This window comes from Hydrogenobacter thermophilus TK-6 (genome assembly GCF_000010785.1).
Taxonomy (GTDB): domain Bacteria; phylum Aquificota; class Aquificia; order Aquificales; family Aquificaceae; genus Hydrogenobacter; species Hydrogenobacter thermophilus.
The window spans coordinates 886,005-900,226 of record NC_013799.1 but is presented as its reverse complement, the minus strand read 5'-3'; the positions used below and the strand labels follow the sequence as shown (position 1 = coordinate 900,226).

Genomic DNA, 14,222 nt, shown 5'->3' with positions numbered 1-14,222 from the left:
TCAGCGGAGTTTTTTCACCTGATATCCTCTCAAAAAGTCTTCACCGCTAACCCTTTTACCTTTTGGATTTATAAGCTCAAGGACTTCAACGGAGTTTTCTCCGCAGGCCACCTGAAACTTCCTTTGGTGGATCAGCTCGCCTGGCTCTCCACTCTCCTGACAGACTCTGACTTTCAGCACTTTTATCCTTTCACCCTCCTCAAGGAAAGCATAGCAGTTGGGATAAAGCCCTCTCACTCTATCTTTTACACTTTGGGCAGAAGCCTTCCAGCATATGCGGTACTCCTCCTTCCAAATGGGTGGTGCATAAGTAGCTTGCTGATGATCCTGAGGAGTGGGTGCTATCTTCCCTTCAAACCAATCCTTGAGGGTGCTAACTAAGAGTTTTGCACCTTTTGTAGAGAGCTTTTCGCTCAAACTCAGAAGATTGTCCTCTTCATCTATTGGCACACTTTCCTGCCTTAGTATGTCTCCTGTGTCCATACCTTCATCCATGAGCATCACCGTATTGCCAGTTAATTTTTCCCCTGCCATCAGGCATCTTTGTATGGGAGCTGCGCCTCTGTACTTTGGGAGCAAAGACGCATGAAGGTTTATGCATCCGTAAGGTGGTATGCCAAGCACCTCTTTTGTCAAAATCCTCCCGTAAGCGACAACAACTACACAGTCAGGCTTTAGCTTAAGAACAGTTTCCTCTATCTGGCTTTTTTTCTCCGGCTGATAAAGGCAGAGACCGAGTTCAAGAGCCATCTTTTTGACTGGCGAAGGTGTAAGTTTTTGACCTCTGTGGGCTGGTCTGTCGGGCTGTGTGATAACTCCCACAACCTGAAAGTTTTCCACCAGAGCCTTTAAGCTTGGTACTGCAAAGGATGATGTACCCATAAAGACAATTTTCATAGCTTCTTATACTCAAGTCCTACGTCATCGCCAAATCTGTATATGCTTTTAAGCATATGCCTTTTGGCATCCAAAAGCTTACTGGTGCCTATATCACCTATACCTATACCTTCTCCTATCAGTATGGGTGCTAAAAAAATAAAAAGCCTGTCATAAAGATCCTCCTTTATGAAGCTGGTGATGGTTTGGGCTCCTCCTTCAACAAGAAGGTGCATAATCTCCATAAAGTAAAGCTCTCTCAAAACCTCCCTCAGTATCAGCTTTCCTTCCTCCGCGGGAGCCAAAAGTACCTTTATGCCCTCATCCTCCAAAATTTTCATCTTTTCTCTGTTTTCGGAAGCAGTTATTATAAGGGTTTTTGCGGTTTTTTCCCTTACCAGTTTGGATGTTATGGGTATCCTCAGATTGGGGTCAAGCACCACTCTTATGGGTTGGCTCTCCCATGGTATGTGCCTTACCGTAAGAGATGGGTCATCCCTCAAGACGGTGTTTATACCTACAAGGACTGCCGTTGCCTGCGCTCTTAGCCTGTGAGCAAAGGTTCTGCTCTCTTGGTTAGTTATCCACTGGCTTTCTCCATGCTTGGTGGCTATGCGCCCATCTATACTTTGAGCCAGCTTTAGGGTTATGTAAGGTCTTTTTTGGGTAATGTAGGTAAAGAAGTCCTCGTTAAGTTCTCTTGCCTCATCTTCAAGTACGCCCACACACACATCTATGCCTGCATCCCTGAGCTTTTGTACTCCCCTGCCCGACACGAGGGGATTAGGGTCAAGAGTAGCTATAACCACTCTTTTTACCTTTGCCCTGATGATGGCATCGGTGCAGGGGGGAGTTCTTCCGTAATGGGTGCAAGGTTCCAGGGTTACATAAAGGGTGGAGCCTTCTGCCTGTGTGCCTGCCTTTTCAAGAGCCACAGCCTCCGCATGTGGCATGCCAACCTTTTCGTGGTATCCTTCTGCTATTATCTTTCCATCCTTTACTATCACACAGCCTACAGTGGGGTTGGGATGTGTTAGACCCTTTCGTAGCTTTGCAAGTTCCAAGGCTCTTCTCATAAAGTGATGGTCAGTTTCTCTCATCATCAAAAAGTATTATTTTTTCATCACTTTTCTGGAGTTGCATGTATTCTCTGATAAACCTCTCTCTGTAAGTGTTGGGATCCTTCTTCACAAGCTCCAGCATGTTTTCAAGCTTGTCGTTCTTACTCTTTATTTCTGCTAATCTTTTGTCAAGGTTGTGTAGAGAGCTTTTTATCTTTATAACATTAAACAGATTAAGAGTACTGAAAAGTAAATTATACGCAGTCAAGATGACCATAATCAGCATAAACAGAAAAGGAAGCACATCAGGAGATAAATTTCCAAAACTCCTCTTTCCCTCCGAACCTTGCCGCATTACCAAGCTCCTCCTCTATCCTCAAAAGCTCGTTGTACTTGGCTATTCTATCGGTTCTTGATGCTGAGCCCGTCTTTATCTGACCACTTTCTACACCTACAGCAAGGTGTGATATAAACGTATCTTCTGTCTCACCTGACCTGTGGGATATTATGACAGAGTAGCCTCTCTCTTTTGCCAAGCTTATGGTTCTGAGCGTTTCGCTAAGAGTCCCTATCTGGTTGAGTTTTATAAGTATGGAGTTGGCTATACCTTCCTTTATGCCTTTTAGAAGAAGGTCAGGATTGGTGACAAACAGGTCATCACCTACCAGCTGAACCTTTTTCCCTAAAATATCAGTTATCATTTTCCAGCCTTTCCAGTCTTCCTCAGCCACAGGGTCTTCTATGGAAACTATGGGATACTTTTCTACAAGCTTGGAGTAAAAGCCGCAGAGGTCTTCACTGCTGAGCTTTTGCCCTTCCAGGTGATAAAGCTCATCCTCGTAATAAAATTCAGAAGATGCTGCATCAAGAGCTATTAGCACATCCTCACCCGGTGTGTAGCCCGCCTTTTCTATGGCAAGCATGAGCATATCGAGAGCTTTTTCTGTGTTTTCTATCTGGGGTGCAAAACCTCCCTCATCTCCCACATTAGTAGAGTATCCCTTTTCCTTCAAGAGAGTCTTAAGAGTGTGGAAAGTTTCAACACCTATCCTGAGAGCCTCCGAAAAGCTACCACCTCCCACAGGTACTATCATAAACTCCTGTATGTCCAGTGGGTTATCCGCATGAACCCCACCGTTTATAACGTTCATAAGAGGTACAGGGAGTTTGCTGGCGTTTATGCCTCCCAAGTATCTGTAAAGGCTCACTCCTAGCTCGTTGGCTGAAGCTCTTGCCACCGCCATACTCACTCCAAGAATGGCATTGGCACCGAGCCTGCTCTTATTGGGTGTCCCATCAAGAGCTATAAGAATCTCATCTATCTCTTTTTGATGGAGTGCTTCAAGTCCTATTATCTCCCTTGCTATTACGCTGTTGACATGGTCCACGGCTTTCAAAACCCCTTTACCCAGGTATCTTTTAGGGTCGTGGTCCCGAAGCTCCAGCGCCTCCTTTTGACCTGTGGAGGCTCCACTTGGCACTATAGCCCTACCTACAGCTCCAGACTCTAAAACTACCTCCACCTCTACAGTTGGGTTTCCCCTGGAGTCTAAAACTTCCCTCGCTTTTACGCTCTTTATGGCAGACATGAGCTAAAATTATAAACCATGAAGGCTAAAATAGGTGTCCTGACCATATCCGATAGAGCCAGCAGGGGTGAGTATGAGGACATAAGCGGCAAGTATATAATGGAGTATCTTAATGAAGTTATTACCTCACCTTTTGAGGTTATCTACAGAGTTGTGCCCGACGAAAGGGACATTATAGAGGGTGCTTTGTTGCATATGGCTGATGTGGAAGGCTGTTGCCTTATCCTTACCACAGGTGGCACTGGTCCTGCTCCCAGAGATGTCACACCTGAAGCTACTCAGGCGGTGTGTGAAAAAATTCTTCCGGGCTTTGGAGAACTCATGAGAAGCGTATCTCTAAAACAGGTACCTACTGCCATACTTTCTCGGCAGCTTGCAGGAATAAGGGGAAAAACGCTTATAGTAAATTTGCCGGGGAAGCCCCAGTCTATAAAGGTGTGTTTGGATGCCGTGTTTCCAGCCATACCTTACTGCATAGACCTCATAGGTGGTCCGTACATTACCACTGACGAGAACAAAGTTAAAGCCTTCAGACCCTCCAAGTAGTGTTATAATACTGATGGAGGTTTAGTTATGGATATACAGCAGGCGCTGTATCCCAACTTTACGCTTCTGGTGCAGGCAGTTCTGTTTTTGGTGTTTGTAGTGCTTGTCAACTTCTTGTTTGTAAAGCCTTACACTTCAGTGATATTAGAAAGAGACAGTATAGTGGAAAAAAACTTGCAAGAGGCTCAAAAGAACAGAGAAGAAGCTACCAAGCTTCTTGCGGAAGCTACCAGGATACTTGAAGAGGGCAGAAGAGAGTCCAACGCCTTACTTGAAAAAGTCAGGAAGGAAGCGGAAAGATTGAAGGCTGAGATATTGCAAAAAGCGGAGAGAGAAGCTCAGGAAGAGATATCCAGAGCTGTTGAAGAGATAAGGAAGGCGCTTGAGGAGGAGAAGGCAAAGCTGGAGCAAAAAGTGGAGGAGATTGCTAAGCTCATAAGGGACAAAGTGTTGGAGGAAGCTGCATGACGGAAGGCGGACACCATCTGACTGAGCTTCTTTGGAAAGGATTCAATGTGCTTCTATTTTTGGGGATAGTTTACTACTTTGGTCGCAAACCCGTATCTGAAGCTTTTAATAGCTTTTTCAGAAGTCTCACAGAAAAGCTCAATGCTTCTGAAGAGGAGCTAAGGCTTTCACACGAGGAGCTTCTTAGAGCTAAGGAGAGCTACGAAGATGCACAAAGAAGATACAGAGAGCAGATAGCTCTGGCTCAAGAGACAGCACAGTACACAAAAGAGGAAGAACTCAAGAAGGCTGAACAGATGGCAGAGAGAATAAGGGAGAAGGCAAAGGAAGCGGTGCAGATAGAAACAAAGAGGGCAAAAGAAGAGCTTTTACGCTTTGGTATGGAGAAGGCAAGACAGATGGCAACGGATATGCTCAAGAAAGCCTTTGAAGACCCAGAAGTTCAGAAAAAATACATAGAAAAATCTCTGAGATCTGTGGAGGAAAGATGATACGGAGTGCAGACCTCGCAAGGAAGTTATCCAGAATGCTTATTAACTCCTTGCCCAAAGAGAAGCAAGTAATGATGAAAGTTTCGGACTTTTTGGGTATGTTGTCAGAGCTTTACAGGAGGGAAAGGAGCTTTAGGGACTTTGTCCTCAATCCTCTGGTACCTCTTGATGCAAAACTCTCTTACTTGAAAACTCTGAGAGAAAAACTTGGCATAACTAAGGAGGTGGATGACACTTTATCCCATTTGCTGGAGCTCAATGCCTTGCCTCTCATATCCGAGATAAAGAGATTCTACGATTATGAGGTGGAAAAAACTCTGAGATTCTCCAAAGCTTTGCTTATGCTGGCAAAGAAGGTGGACGGAGCAGTGATAGAAAGGATTAAAAATGTGGTCAGCAAGGCACTTGGAAGAGACTTGGAGTTTGAGGTTATAGAAGATGCCTCTCTCATAGGGGGCTTTGTGATAAAGACTTACGGCTTTCTTCTTGACACCTCCATCAAAAAGACCCTGCTAAATGTGATGCGAGGCTAATATGAAGTATCCCAAAGAAGTTTTCAAGAGGCTGGCAGAAGAGCTAAAAGGCATGGCTGTACCTCCTGAGATAGAACTCCTCGTATGCTTCCCGGGCATTGAGGAAGAAGATTGCGAAGAAGAAACTCCATATCCGACGGTAATAGTGCGCTACTTGGGTGCTTTTGACGAGGAAGGTCCTGAGAAAAAGCTGGTTTTCAATGAGGCTTACTGGAACTCCAGCGTGGAACAGCTCAAAGGTGCTGTGATGCATCAGATAAAATCGCTTATGGAAGAATTACAATCCTTTGAGGGGGAGTAAAAATAATTGAATGAGGGAGCTCTGGAGTAAGAAGTTATCAGGTATTATTCAGGGTTTTTATTCCGTAAATCCTAATCCATTGGATAAAGATAGTCCTATTAACATTAAATCAACTCGCGGAGGAGGTTTTATTAGAATAGATGATTATGGAGAACTTGAAGGTGTAATTAAAAATTTGATAACCGAAAATAGGGAGTTTTTCTCGGCTATGATTACCAAAAGCAGACTGGGAGAAATAATAGAGATAGCAAGTAGAGAGCCTACATACGAAGGAAAAGCAGAGAAGTTTCTTGAAATGATTAGGGAAAACTATCATGGCAACTAAAAAAAAGGAGAGGAACAAAAACCAGTAAGTTTGGTATCTCTGGTAGAATCAATCACGATTCTAGTGGATTTTATTCAAGTAGATTGTACAAAGACTTTCCAAAAGAAAAGCAAGTAAAGTATTTTGAGCAAAAAATATCTCAAGAATATCTTAACAGAATCTATTGTAAAAGTAGTGAAAGTATGGAGGAGCTACCGGACAACAGCGTTCATTTAGTAGTCACCTCGCCTCCTTACAATGTGGGTAAGGAATACGATAAGGATTTATCTTTTAAGGAGTACTTGGAATTTCTCAAAAGGGTTTGGAAAGAAGTATACAGAGTCCTTGTTCCGGGGGGTAGAGTTTGCATAAATGTGGCAAATCTTGGTAGGAAACCTTACATTCCACTGCATGCATTCATCATCCAAGACATGCTAGATATAGGCTTCCTTATGAGGGGAGAGATTATATGGAATAAAGACAAAAGCGCAAGCCCATCCACCGCATGGGGAAGCTGGTTATCCGCCCAAAATCCCACACTACGGGATATTCACGAGTACATTCTGGTCTTTTCCAAAGATACTTTTAAAAGAGGAAATCCTCTTAAAAGACAAAGCACAATAACTAGAGATGAGTTTTTGGAATTTACGAAGAGCGTATGGGTATTTCCAGCAGTATCTGCAAAGAAAATTGGGCATCCTGCTCCGTTTCCAATAGAGCTACCCTACAGGTGTATCCAGCTTTACACATTTAAGGGTGAGGTTGTCTTAGACCCATTTATGGGAAGCGGTCAAACTGCAATAGCTGCAATAAAAAGCGGTAGGTATTTTGTAGGATATGAGATAAACCAGGATTATGTTAAACTTGCGGAAAGAAGAATAAGGCAAGTTCTGTCAGAAGGCAATTCCTCTAAACTGTTTGATAATGTATGAATACAGCTAATGTGCTAAAATCTATTTGAAAGAAAATTTTTGAGGAGAGTGAGAATGGATAGAGTGCTTAGTATAGAGGATAGCGTGGTAAGCATGGTGAAAGACTTCTTTGAGAATATAGACAAAAGAGAGCCTTTTTATGCAGAGCTTACACAGTATAAGTTCATGCTAAAGTCCAAGCTAACGCAGATACTTAGCCAGTTTGGTGGAGATTACGAAACAGGCACTAAGAGTTTCAGCAGTGCGGTAGAAGCCATATGGAAGGCGTTGGAAGGTGCTGTGGACAAGGTGGACCTTGAAAAAGAGAAACAGCTGGAGAGAGTCATTCAGGCTTTGGATGCTACCGGCCAAGTGCTAAAAGAGTTTTTGTACGATGAGAGGATAAAGGATAAAGAAATACTCTCCACGCTGCTGGGAAGGATAGGAGAAACGACGGAGAAGCTGAGCTACGAAATGAGAAGAAGAACCAACATATTAAAGCGTATCAAAAAGCTTTTTGGTTTGTGATGAAGTTTGGTTATGTTGCCATAGTTGGAAAACCCAATGTGGGCAAATCCACCCTTCTTAACCAGATCATAGGCACAAAAGTGTCCATAGTATCACCCAAGCCGGGGACCACACGCATAAGGATTCTGGGAGTTAAAAACATACCGGATGAAGCTCAGATAGTTTTTCTTGACACACCGGGTATATACAGACCAAAAGACGCTCTGGGAGAGGCTATGGTGCAGGTGGCAAGCGCTTCCCTGCAGGATGCAGACATAATACTCTTTATGATAGATGCGGAGGATGGCTGGCTGGAGGATGATGAGCTGGTCTTTTCCAATTACATAAAACCTTTAGCTCAGGAAAAGCACATCTTTTTGGTTATAAACAAAGTGGACAGAGTGGGACATGTTAGCCAAGTTCTTCCACTGGCGGAGGAGATTATAAAAAAACATGGTGAGTTTAAGGAAGTGCTGCCAATAAGCGCTCTCAAAGGGTATAACATAGATGAGCTTTTAAAAACCATACTCAAGTATCTGCCAGATGGCAAACCTCTCTTTCCCCCTGAGATGCTTACTGACCTTCCACTGCGCCTTTTGGCAGCCGAGATAGTAAGGGAGAAGGTGCTCATGAAAATACACCAAGAGATACCTCAGGGCGTTGCGGTGGTGATAACGGAGATATCTGAAGGCACTCGCGACCCTTCTGTTTTGGTCATAAAGGGAGAGATTGTGGTAGACAGAGAAAACTACAAGCCCATCATTATAGGCAAAGGTGGACAGAGGCTAAAGTCCATAGGCAAACTCGCAAGGGAGGAGCTAGAGCTTATAACAGGCAGGAAAGTTTACTTAGAACTCTGGGTAAAGGTAAAGCCCGACTGGAGAAAAAGGCCAGAGCTGGTCAAAAGCTTTGGCTACAGGCTTGAGTGATGTATCTTTAAAGTTATGGTAAGCCTTCTCATAGTTGAAGATGATGCCAGCTTAAAGGATGCTCTCATAAAAGCCTTATCAAAGAGCAATTACATCTGCAGGGGTGTGGGTACATTTAAAGAAGCGCTTACAGTTCTTACTAATGAATCTTACGACATTGTTCTTCTTGATCTCAAGCTTCCTGATGCAGAAGGAGTGCAGGTAGTAAAGAGAGTAAAGGAAGTGAGCGATGCAAAGATAATAGTCATAACAGGCTACGGTGATATAAAAACGGCGGTGGAATCCATAAAAGCCGGTGCTTACGACTTTATTCAAAAGCCTTTCAATCTTGACATTCTTGAAGCGGACATAAAAAGGGCTATGAAAGAGAAGCTCACAGAAGAGGAGAATTTGACACTAAAAGAACTCATCAGAAAGGGTATGGACTACACCTTTGAGACAAGGAGCCCAAAATTTGCGGAAATCCTCTCCCTTTGTGAAAGATACGCAAAAACCGATACCAACATACTCATCGTAGGTGAAACTGGAACCGGTAAGGAGGTACTGGCAAGGTACATACATGAACTCTCAAATAGGAGGGAAAAGCCCTTCCTAGTGGTGGAGTGCACTTCCATACCTCCAGAACTTTTTGAGAGCGAGCTTTTCGGCTACGAGAAGGGAGCTTTTACTGGAGCTTCTCACAAGAAGAAAGGTCTTGTTGAGATGGCAAAGGGTGGCACGCTTTTTCTTGATGAAGTAGGCGACCTACCTCAGCACATACAACCAAAGCTTCTGAGGTTTATAGAAACAAAGAGGTTTAGAAGAGTGGGTTCTGTCAAGGAGGAATTTGCGGATGTAAGGATCATATCCGCAACCAACAAAAATCTTAAAGCTCTATGCGAAAAAGGACTGTTCAGAGAGGACCTTTATTACAGACTTAGTATTCTTGAGATACGACTCTTGCCCCTCAGGGATAGAAGGGAAGACATTCCCATATTAGTCAATTTCTTTCTAAGCAAGTGGAATAAAAGAGTGAGTGCGAAGGCTATGGAAATGCTCAAAAACTATCCCTGGAAGGGAAACATAAGGGAGCTGAAAAATCTTTTGGAGAGGGCCTGCATACTGGCAGAGGGAGACTTGGTGGATGATTATCTCTTTGTATCGCGAGAAAATGGTCCTGTTGAAAAGGAACTATTTGAAGGCATGCCTGACCTTGAGCTTCTTGAAGCAAGATATACAGCTTACCTTTTGAGGCTTTTAAAGGATGTGAACAAAGTGGCAGAAGTTCTTGGATGCAGTAAGAGAACGGTTTACAGGAAGTTGAGGGTATTAAAGGAGAGGGAACTTAACGACAAACCTTGACCCTTTACCCGGCGAAGAATCCACATACACGCTACCACCCATATCCCTGAGTATGCTCTCCACTATAGAAAGACCCAATCCGCATCCGTCGCTGCTCTTTCTGTTCTTACCCTGATAAAAGGGCAGGAATATCTTATTAAGCTCTTCGGGGTCTATGCCAGGACCCTCATCCTGCACCTCTACAACTGCATACCCATCGTTAGCGTCAGTTCTTACATAAACCTTTTGCCCTCTGTCAGAAACCTGTATAGCATTCACAAGCAGGTTGGTGATCACATGCCTCACATCCGCTTCGCTACCCAAAACGAAACCGCACTGAGTCAATTGTTTTTCAATGATCACGCCCTTCTCCTCTGCGTATATTCTTAGAAGATCTATACAATCTTCCGCAGCTTTCTTTATGTCAACAAGGCTCCGCTCCTTTGAGTTGCGGACCATAAGGAGAAGTTTATTTATGTAATCCTTACATGCACACACAGCCTCCTTTATCTTTACTATCTCTTCCTTCTCTCCAGATTCCCTTTCAAGCATTTGTGCGCATGTGTATATAATGTTAAGGGGTGTATTTATCTGGTGAGCAACCCCTAAAGCAAGTTGAGATATGGAGCTTAACCTCTGAGATAAGCTGAAAAGGTAATACTTCTCCTTATCATCTTTTATACTCTTTATTATCTGCAAAACGGACCCTTCCTTGAGGGGATAGGCGCATATTTCCACTGGAAATTCGCTTTTGTCGTGAGTATAGTGGGTGTGTATCACATGGACAGCCCTTCCTGTCTTTTCTATCTCCTTGAGAGGACACGGATGACACTCACCATCGCACGGTTCATCTCTGTAATGAGAGATTCTAAAACACTCTTTACCTATAACTTCTTCTCTTGAAGTATAGCCCAAATCCTTCGCATACTTGTTATTGGCATAAAGTATCCTGTAGTTTCTGTCTATTACCACAACCTCCTCTTCAAAATCATCAAATATGGAAAACTCCCTCATAATGGGGTTATAGTATACCACTTGGGACACACATGTCCCTGCATTCTGTCATATGTGTCATCCTTTGTAAGAGAGCATGTGCAAAAGGCAAGGTGTGTCTTTCAACTCCTATTTTGGCACGCAGTTTGCATATAAATTAATGCAAGTGTTAAAAACAAGGAGGTATGGAGATGCGCTTGGACAGACGGGAATTTTTAAAACTTTCGGGTAGCAGTGTAGTTGCTGCGAGTCTTTTAAGCGGAGGTGCGAGCTTTACCTTTGCAAAAAAAAAATGGAGGAGCTAAATCTACCTAAGCCTTCCAAAAATTCACCACGCGTCGTAATAGTAGGTGCCGGCTGGTCGGGACTGACCATAGCCAAGTACATAAAGATGGGCAACCCCAATGTGGATGTAGTTCTCATTGACAAAAGGCACGAATTCTTCTCATGTCCTGTGAGCAACCTCTGGCTTGTTGACCTGGTGAACCTTGAGTTTCTCATGCATGACTTTCTTACACCTGCAGCCAGACACGGCTATCACATACTCACAGGCACCTCGGTGATTGATGTGGACAGGTCTGCAAGAAAGGTATACACTGACAAAGGGGTGCTAAGCTACGATTACCTAGTGCTTGCCCCCGGCATAGATTACCACTACGAAAGCTGGATAAAGGACCCCAAAGAGATAGAGCTTGCACAGGTGCGCTATCCGGCAGGCTTCATACCAGCTTCGGAACATATAAGGATAAAGGAAAAAATACAGAACTTTGAGAAAGGTACCTTTGTCCTCACCGTACCGCCGGGTCTTGATTACAGATGTCTGCCTGCTCCCTATGAAAGGGCAACGCTTATAGCATGGTATTTCAAAAAGAATAAGGTAAACGGCAAGGTAGTACTCGTGGACAACCACCCTGACCCACCCGTTAAGGCAAAGGGCTTTCATTACGCGTGGGATAACATAGTGAAAGGTTATGTAGAGTACTATCCCAATGCAGGTATAAAATCCGTTGATGTGAATAAGCGCAGGATATCAACGGAAGCCTATGGAGACATTGACTTTGACGATGGTGCCATTTATCCTATTTGCAAAGCTGGAGAGATAGTTTTTAAGGCAGGTCTTGTGAAGAAGGGTGAGAGGTGGCCTGACATAGACCCTCTGAAGTATCATGCGGTAGGTGATGAGAGGGTTTATGTAACGGGAGATGCAAGAAACCAGCCCTTCTCAAAGAGTGGAAATACTTCCAATACGGAAGCTCACTATATAGCGAAACTCATACTTGCAAAGATAGCTGGCAAAGAGATAGCTTATGAACCCCCAAGAACCCTTTGCTACTCCGCGGTTGCACCTCAAGAAGCCATATGGATAGACTTAACCTACAAGTATTTGGGCAACGGAAAGTTTGAGTTTGCTAATGTAAAAATGGACGAACAGCCAAAGGAGAGCAATTACAAAGCCTACATAGAGTGGGCGAAGGGACTATACAGAGACATGTTTGCGTAACCTCCCTTTTTCCAGTCCCTTTCACCTCTTCTTAAGCACCCCCCATGAGGGGGTTTGTTTTTTATTAATCCTATCATATAAAAAGCTTCCCAAAAAGCTATATTTAGTTAAACTATGGAAAAGGCAGTTGAGATTCCTATAGATCTTGCCCAGAAGTGTGTAAAGTGTGGCCTTTGCAAGTCAGTGTGTCCTACCTACAGTGTAAATCAGGAAGAGGGGAGCTTTGCAAGAGGCAGGCTTGCCCTTGCGCAGATGGTTATAGAAGGAGAAATACCTCTTACGGGTGAAGTGGCTAAGCAGTGGGACGAGTGCGCCATGTGTAGAAGGTGTGAGTGGATATGTCCCAACGATGTGCATTATAAGGAGATACTGGTATATGCCAGGCATATGCAAAAGGAGGAGTTGGGTGCTGGTATGGTAAAGTCCGCTGGTCTTAAATCTCTTGAACTTATGCAAACCAAGGTAGGCAGAAAGCTGGTAAAGCTGGCAGGTAGAATCATGAGCCTTCTTCCCACAAATGAGATAAAGACGCCGTTTCCCACAGGAGCTGTCAAGTTTATGCCAAAGCCTACCTCAAAAGCTTTTGGTCTTAGGGGTAAGGTTTTTAAAGCGGAGAAAGAGAAAGCAAAACTCCTCTTCTTTACAGGGTGCATGATAGATGCCTTTTACGGTAAAACTGGTGAAAACGTTGTAAAGCTTTTAAACAGAGCAGGCTATACGGTGGTGGTGCCGGAGGACATAAGGTGCTGTGGCGCACCCCACTACTACTCGGGCAACACGGAGACTTTTGAAAGACTAAAAGATCACAATCTAAAGGAGATGCAAAAGTATGATTACGATGCTATAGTGGTTGCTTGTCCCACATGCGGTGGCGCTCTGCAGGAGGACTACGGAATAAACAAGAAGGTTTACGACTTTGCAGAGCTTTTGCAGGACAAAAGGCTCAGGTTTGTGGGCAAAGGAGAGAGCATAACCTTTCATGTGCCTTGCCACTCTTACAGTGCTATGAAGGTAAAAGACGAGGTTTTTTATTCGGTGATGAATTCAGTTGAGAATGCGCAGCTGAAAAAAGCTCAAAAGGACAAATCCTGCTGTGGCTTTGCAGGACTTTTTTCTATAACCAATCCCAAAATGTCGGACCAGATACAGAAGGAGAAGATAGAGGACCTGGCAAGCACCGGTGCTAATATAGTTCTTTCCACATGCCCCGGCTGTGTGCTGAATTTAAAGGACGGCACCATAAAGCACAAGACTGCTCAAGAGGTGATGCACTTGGCAGATTATCTGGCAGAGAGGTTAGTGGACGAGGTTTAAAAGCTCCCTATAGACCTTCTTTACCTGCTTTTGAGTGCTTTCTAAACTCCCTGAGTTATCTATAACAAAGTCCGCATACTTTAGCTTCTCCTCAGGTGGCATCTGATTCTTCCATCGCCTCTCAAAGTCCTCTGAGGAAAACCCGGATTTTATGGCTCTCTCTTTACACACCTCATAAGGAGCATAAACTACTATGAGCCTGTCATAGTTCTTATAAGTGCCTTTTTCCACAAGAAGGCTTGCCTCAACGATAGCTATGGCATCCTGAGGAAGTCTTCTAAACTCCTCCTCAAGCCTCTCATAAAGAGCCTTATGAGTGATGCTTTCCAAAAGTCTGAGTTTGTTAATGTCCAAAAAAACTAAATCTGCGAGTTTTTTTCTGTCTATGTTTCCCTCCTTGTCCAAAATACCCTCTCCGAAAGCTTCCACAACTTTTCTGTAGACTTCTCCCTTTTCCTGATAAAAAGTCCTTATAATTGCATCTGCATCAAAGGTGTATGCACCAAGTTCCATAAACATGCGCGCAACTGTAGATTTGCCACAGCCTATATTACCTGTAAGACCAACCTTTAGCATTA

19 protein-coding genes are annotated in these 14,222 nt (G+C 43.8%); 13 read left to right on the top strand and 6 right to left on the bottom strand.

The features are described 5' to 3' along the window. Genes fmt through eno form a run of 4 tightly spaced genes read right to left on the bottom strand, consistent with a single transcriptional unit; the run spans position 1 to position 3,526 of the window. The gene (gene fmt, locus HTH_RS04925) at positions 1 to 897 is read right to left on the bottom strand and encodes a methionyl-tRNA formyltransferase (RefSeq protein WP_012963619.1); all 897 of its coding nucleotides are present in this window, start codon (positions 895 to 897) and stop codon (positions 1 to 3) included. Further along, complete coding sequence (ribD, locus tag HTH_RS04920; RefSeq protein ID WP_012963618.1) at positions 894 to 1,979, bottom strand: bifunctional diaminohydroxyphosphoribosylaminopyrimidine deaminase/5-amino-6-(5-phosphoribosylamino)uracil reductase RibD; 1,086 nt, start codon at positions 1,977 to 1,979, stop codon at positions 894 to 896. The genes fmt and ribD overlap by 4 nt, the downstream gene beginning before the upstream one ends. Continuing rightward, positions 1,963 to 2,292, bottom strand: coding sequence for an FtsB family cell division protein (locus HTH_RS04915; protein ID WP_012963617.1), 330 nt, complete (start codon positions 2,290 to 2,292; stop codon positions 1,963 to 1,965). Before HTH_RS04915 ends, ribD begins: the two co-directional genes overlap by 17 nt. Then, positions 2,243 to 3,526, bottom strand: a complete 1,284-nt coding sequence (eno, locus tag HTH_RS04910; protein ID WP_012963616.1) for a phosphopyruvate hydratase — start codon at positions 3,524 to 3,526, stop codon at positions 2,243 to 2,245. The genes HTH_RS04915 and eno overlap by 50 nt, the downstream gene beginning before the upstream one ends. An 18-nt stretch (positions 3,527 to 3,544) precedes the next feature. Between eno and mog the strand changes: the two genes are divergently transcribed. The 10 genes from mog to HTH_RS04860 are packed head-to-tail and all read left to right on the top strand — an operon-like array spanning position 3,545 to position 9,857. Further along, the gene (gene mog / locus HTH_RS04905) at positions 3,545 to 4,072 is read left to right on the top strand and encodes a molybdopterin adenylyltransferase (protein WP_012963615.1); all 528 of its coding nucleotides are present in this window, start codon (positions 3,545 to 3,547) and stop codon (positions 4,070 to 4,072) included. A 27-nt stretch (positions 4,073 to 4,099) separates the two neighbouring features. Next, positions 4,100 to 4,540 carry an ATP synthase F0 subunit B gene (locus HTH_RS04900; RefSeq protein ID WP_012963614.1) on the top strand — a complete coding sequence of 147 codons (441 nt, stop codon included), beginning with the start codon at positions 4,100 to 4,102 and terminating at the stop codon, positions 4,538 to 4,540. Continuing rightward, a complete protein-coding gene (locus HTH_RS04895) occupies positions 4,537 to 5,031 on the top strand; it encodes an ATP synthase subunit B (protein WP_012963613.1) in 495 nt (164 codons plus the stop codon). The genes HTH_RS04900 and HTH_RS04895 overlap by 4 nt, the downstream gene beginning before the upstream one ends. Then, entirely contained in the window at positions 5,028 to 5,564 is a 537-nt protein-coding gene (locus HTH_RS04890) for a F0F1 ATP synthase subunit delta (RefSeq protein ID WP_012963612.1), read from the top strand. Before HTH_RS04895 ends, HTH_RS04890 begins: the two co-directional genes overlap by 4 nt. Before the next feature lies 1 nt (position 5,565). Next, positions 5,566 to 5,865, top strand: coding sequence for a hypothetical protein (locus HTH_RS04885; protein WP_012963611.1), 300 nt, complete (start codon positions 5,566 to 5,568; stop codon positions 5,863 to 5,865). Between the two features lie 10 nt (positions 5,866 to 5,875). After that, positions 5,876 to 6,190, top strand: coding sequence for a hypothetical protein (locus HTH_RS04880; RefSeq protein WP_012963610.1), 315 nt, complete (start codon positions 5,876 to 5,878; stop codon positions 6,188 to 6,190). A 35-nt stretch (positions 6,191 to 6,225) separates the two neighbouring features. Further along, the gene (locus HTH_RS04875) at positions 6,226 to 7,101 is read left to right on the top strand and encodes a DNA methyltransferase (protein ID WP_044520460.1); all 876 of its coding nucleotides are present in this window, start codon (positions 6,226 to 6,228) and stop codon (positions 7,099 to 7,101) included. A gap of 54 nt (positions 7,102 to 7,155) precedes the next feature. Then, positions 7,156 to 7,608: a hypothetical protein gene (locus HTH_RS04870; protein WP_012963609.1), complete on the top strand. Its 453-nt coding sequence runs from the start codon at positions 7,156 to 7,158 to the stop codon at positions 7,606 to 7,608. Then, a complete protein-coding gene (gene era / locus HTH_RS04865; RefSeq protein ID WP_012963608.1) occupies positions 7,608 to 8,516 on the top strand; it encodes a GTPase Era in 909 nt (302 codons plus the stop codon). Before HTH_RS04870 ends, era begins: the two co-directional genes overlap by 1 nt. A 15-nt stretch (positions 8,517 to 8,531) precedes the next feature. Further along, on the top strand, positions 8,532 to 9,857 hold the full coding sequence (locus HTH_RS04860) for a sigma-54-dependent transcriptional regulator (protein ID WP_012963607.1): 1,326 nt from the start codon (positions 8,532 to 8,534) through the stop codon (positions 9,855 to 9,857). Here the strand turns inward: HTH_RS04860 and HTH_RS04855 are convergent. Beyond that, on the bottom strand, positions 9,825 to 10,850 hold the full coding sequence (locus tag HTH_RS04855; RefSeq protein WP_012963606.1) for a PAS domain-containing sensor histidine kinase: 1,026 nt from the start codon (positions 10,848 to 10,850) through the stop codon (positions 9,825 to 9,827). The genes HTH_RS04860 and HTH_RS04855 overlap by 33 nt on opposite strands. A gap of 164 nt (positions 10,851 to 11,014) precedes the next feature. Between HTH_RS04855 and HTH_RS10070 the strand changes: the two genes are divergently transcribed. The 3 genes from HTH_RS10070 (at position 11,015) to HTH_RS04845 (ending at position 13,644) form a co-directional block, all read left to right on the top strand. Next, positions 11,015 to 11,134 carry a twin-arginine translocation signal domain-containing protein gene (locus HTH_RS10070; protein ID WP_232500403.1) on the top strand — a complete coding sequence of 40 codons (120 nt, stop codon included), beginning with the start codon at positions 11,015 to 11,017 and terminating at the stop codon, positions 11,132 to 11,134. Beyond that, on the top strand, positions 11,122 to 12,330 hold the full coding sequence (locus tag HTH_RS04850; protein ID WP_012963605.1) for an FAD-dependent oxidoreductase: 1,209 nt from the start codon (positions 11,122 to 11,124) through the stop codon (positions 12,328 to 12,330). The genes HTH_RS10070 and HTH_RS04850 overlap by 13 nt, the downstream gene beginning before the upstream one ends. 114 nt (positions 12,331 to 12,444) lie before the next feature. Next, positions 12,445 to 13,644 (top strand): (Fe-S)-binding protein, encoded by a 1,200-nt coding sequence (locus HTH_RS04845; RefSeq protein ID WP_012963604.1) that lies wholly within the window; start codon positions 12,445 to 12,447, stop codon positions 13,642 to 13,644. On the opposite strand, the gene coaE is transcribed toward HTH_RS04845, so the two are convergent. Continuing rightward, positions 13,627 to 14,220 carry a dephospho-CoA kinase gene (coaE, locus tag HTH_RS04840; RefSeq protein WP_012963603.1) on the bottom strand — a complete coding sequence of 198 codons (594 nt, stop codon included), beginning with the start codon at positions 14,218 to 14,220 and terminating at the stop codon, positions 13,627 to 13,629. The two genes, HTH_RS04845 and coaE, sit on opposite strands and share 18 nt — an antisense overlap. Between the last annotated feature and the right edge of the window lie 2 nt (positions 14,221 to 14,222).

Bases quoted from the DNA above. Each gene is read 5' to 3' on its own strand.
- fmt (WP_012963619.1), bottom strand. From the start codon at position 897: ATGAAAATTGTCTTTATGGGTACATCATCCTTTGCAGTACCAAGCTTA.
- ribD (WP_012963618.1), bottom strand. From the start codon at position 1,979: ATGATGAGAGAAACTGACCATCACTTTATGAGAAGAGCCTTGGAACTT.
- HTH_RS04915 (WP_012963617.1), bottom strand. From the start codon at position 2,292: ATGCGGCAAGGTTCGGAGGGAAAGAGGAGTTTTGGAAATTTATCTCCT.
- eno (WP_012963616.1), bottom strand. From the start codon at position 3,526: ATGTCTGCCATAAAGAGCGTAAAAGCGAGGGAAGTTTTAGACTCCAGG.
- mog (WP_012963615.1), top strand. From the start codon at position 3,545: ATGAAGGCTAAAATAGGTGTCCTGACCATATCCGATAGAGCCAGCAGG.
- HTH_RS04900 (WP_012963614.1), top strand. From the start codon at position 4,100: ATGGATATACAGCAGGCGCTGTATCCCAACTTTACGCTTCTGGTGCAG.
- HTH_RS04895 (WP_012963613.1), top strand. From the start codon at position 4,537: ATGACGGAAGGCGGACACCATCTGACTGAGCTTCTTTGGAAAGGATTC.
- HTH_RS04890 (WP_012963612.1), top strand. From the start codon at position 5,028: ATGATACGGAGTGCAGACCTCGCAAGGAAGTTATCCAGAATGCTTATT.
- HTH_RS04885 (WP_012963611.1), top strand. From the start codon at position 5,566: ATGAAGTATCCCAAAGAAGTTTTCAAGAGGCTGGCAGAAGAGCTAAAA.
- HTH_RS04880 (WP_012963610.1), top strand. From the start codon at position 5,876: ATGAGGGAGCTCTGGAGTAAGAAGTTATCAGGTATTATTCAGGGTTTT.
- HTH_RS04870 (WP_012963609.1), top strand. From the start codon at position 7,156: ATGGATAGAGTGCTTAGTATAGAGGATAGCGTGGTAAGCATGGTGAAA.
- era (WP_012963608.1), top strand. From the start codon at position 7,608: ATGAAGTTTGGTTATGTTGCCATAGTTGGAAAACCCAATGTGGGCAAA.
- HTH_RS04860 (WP_012963607.1), top strand. From the start codon at position 8,532: ATGGTAAGCCTTCTCATAGTTGAAGATGATGCCAGCTTAAAGGATGCT.
- HTH_RS04855 (WP_012963606.1), bottom strand. From the start codon at position 10,850: ATGAGGGAGTTTTCCATATTTGATGATTTTGAAGAGGAGGTTGTGGTA.
- HTH_RS10070 (WP_232500403.1), top strand. From the start codon at position 11,015: ATGGAGATGCGCTTGGACAGACGGGAATTTTTAAAACTTTCGGGTAGC.
- HTH_RS04850 (WP_012963605.1), top strand. From the start codon at position 11,122: ATGGAGGAGCTAAATCTACCTAAGCCTTCCAAAAATTCACCACGCGTC.
- HTH_RS04845 (WP_012963604.1), top strand. From the start codon at position 12,445: ATGGAAAAGGCAGTTGAGATTCCTATAGATCTTGCCCAGAAGTGTGTA.
- coaE (WP_012963603.1), bottom strand. From the start codon at position 14,220: ATGCTAAAGGTTGGTCTTACAGGTAATATAGGCTGTGGCAAATCTACA.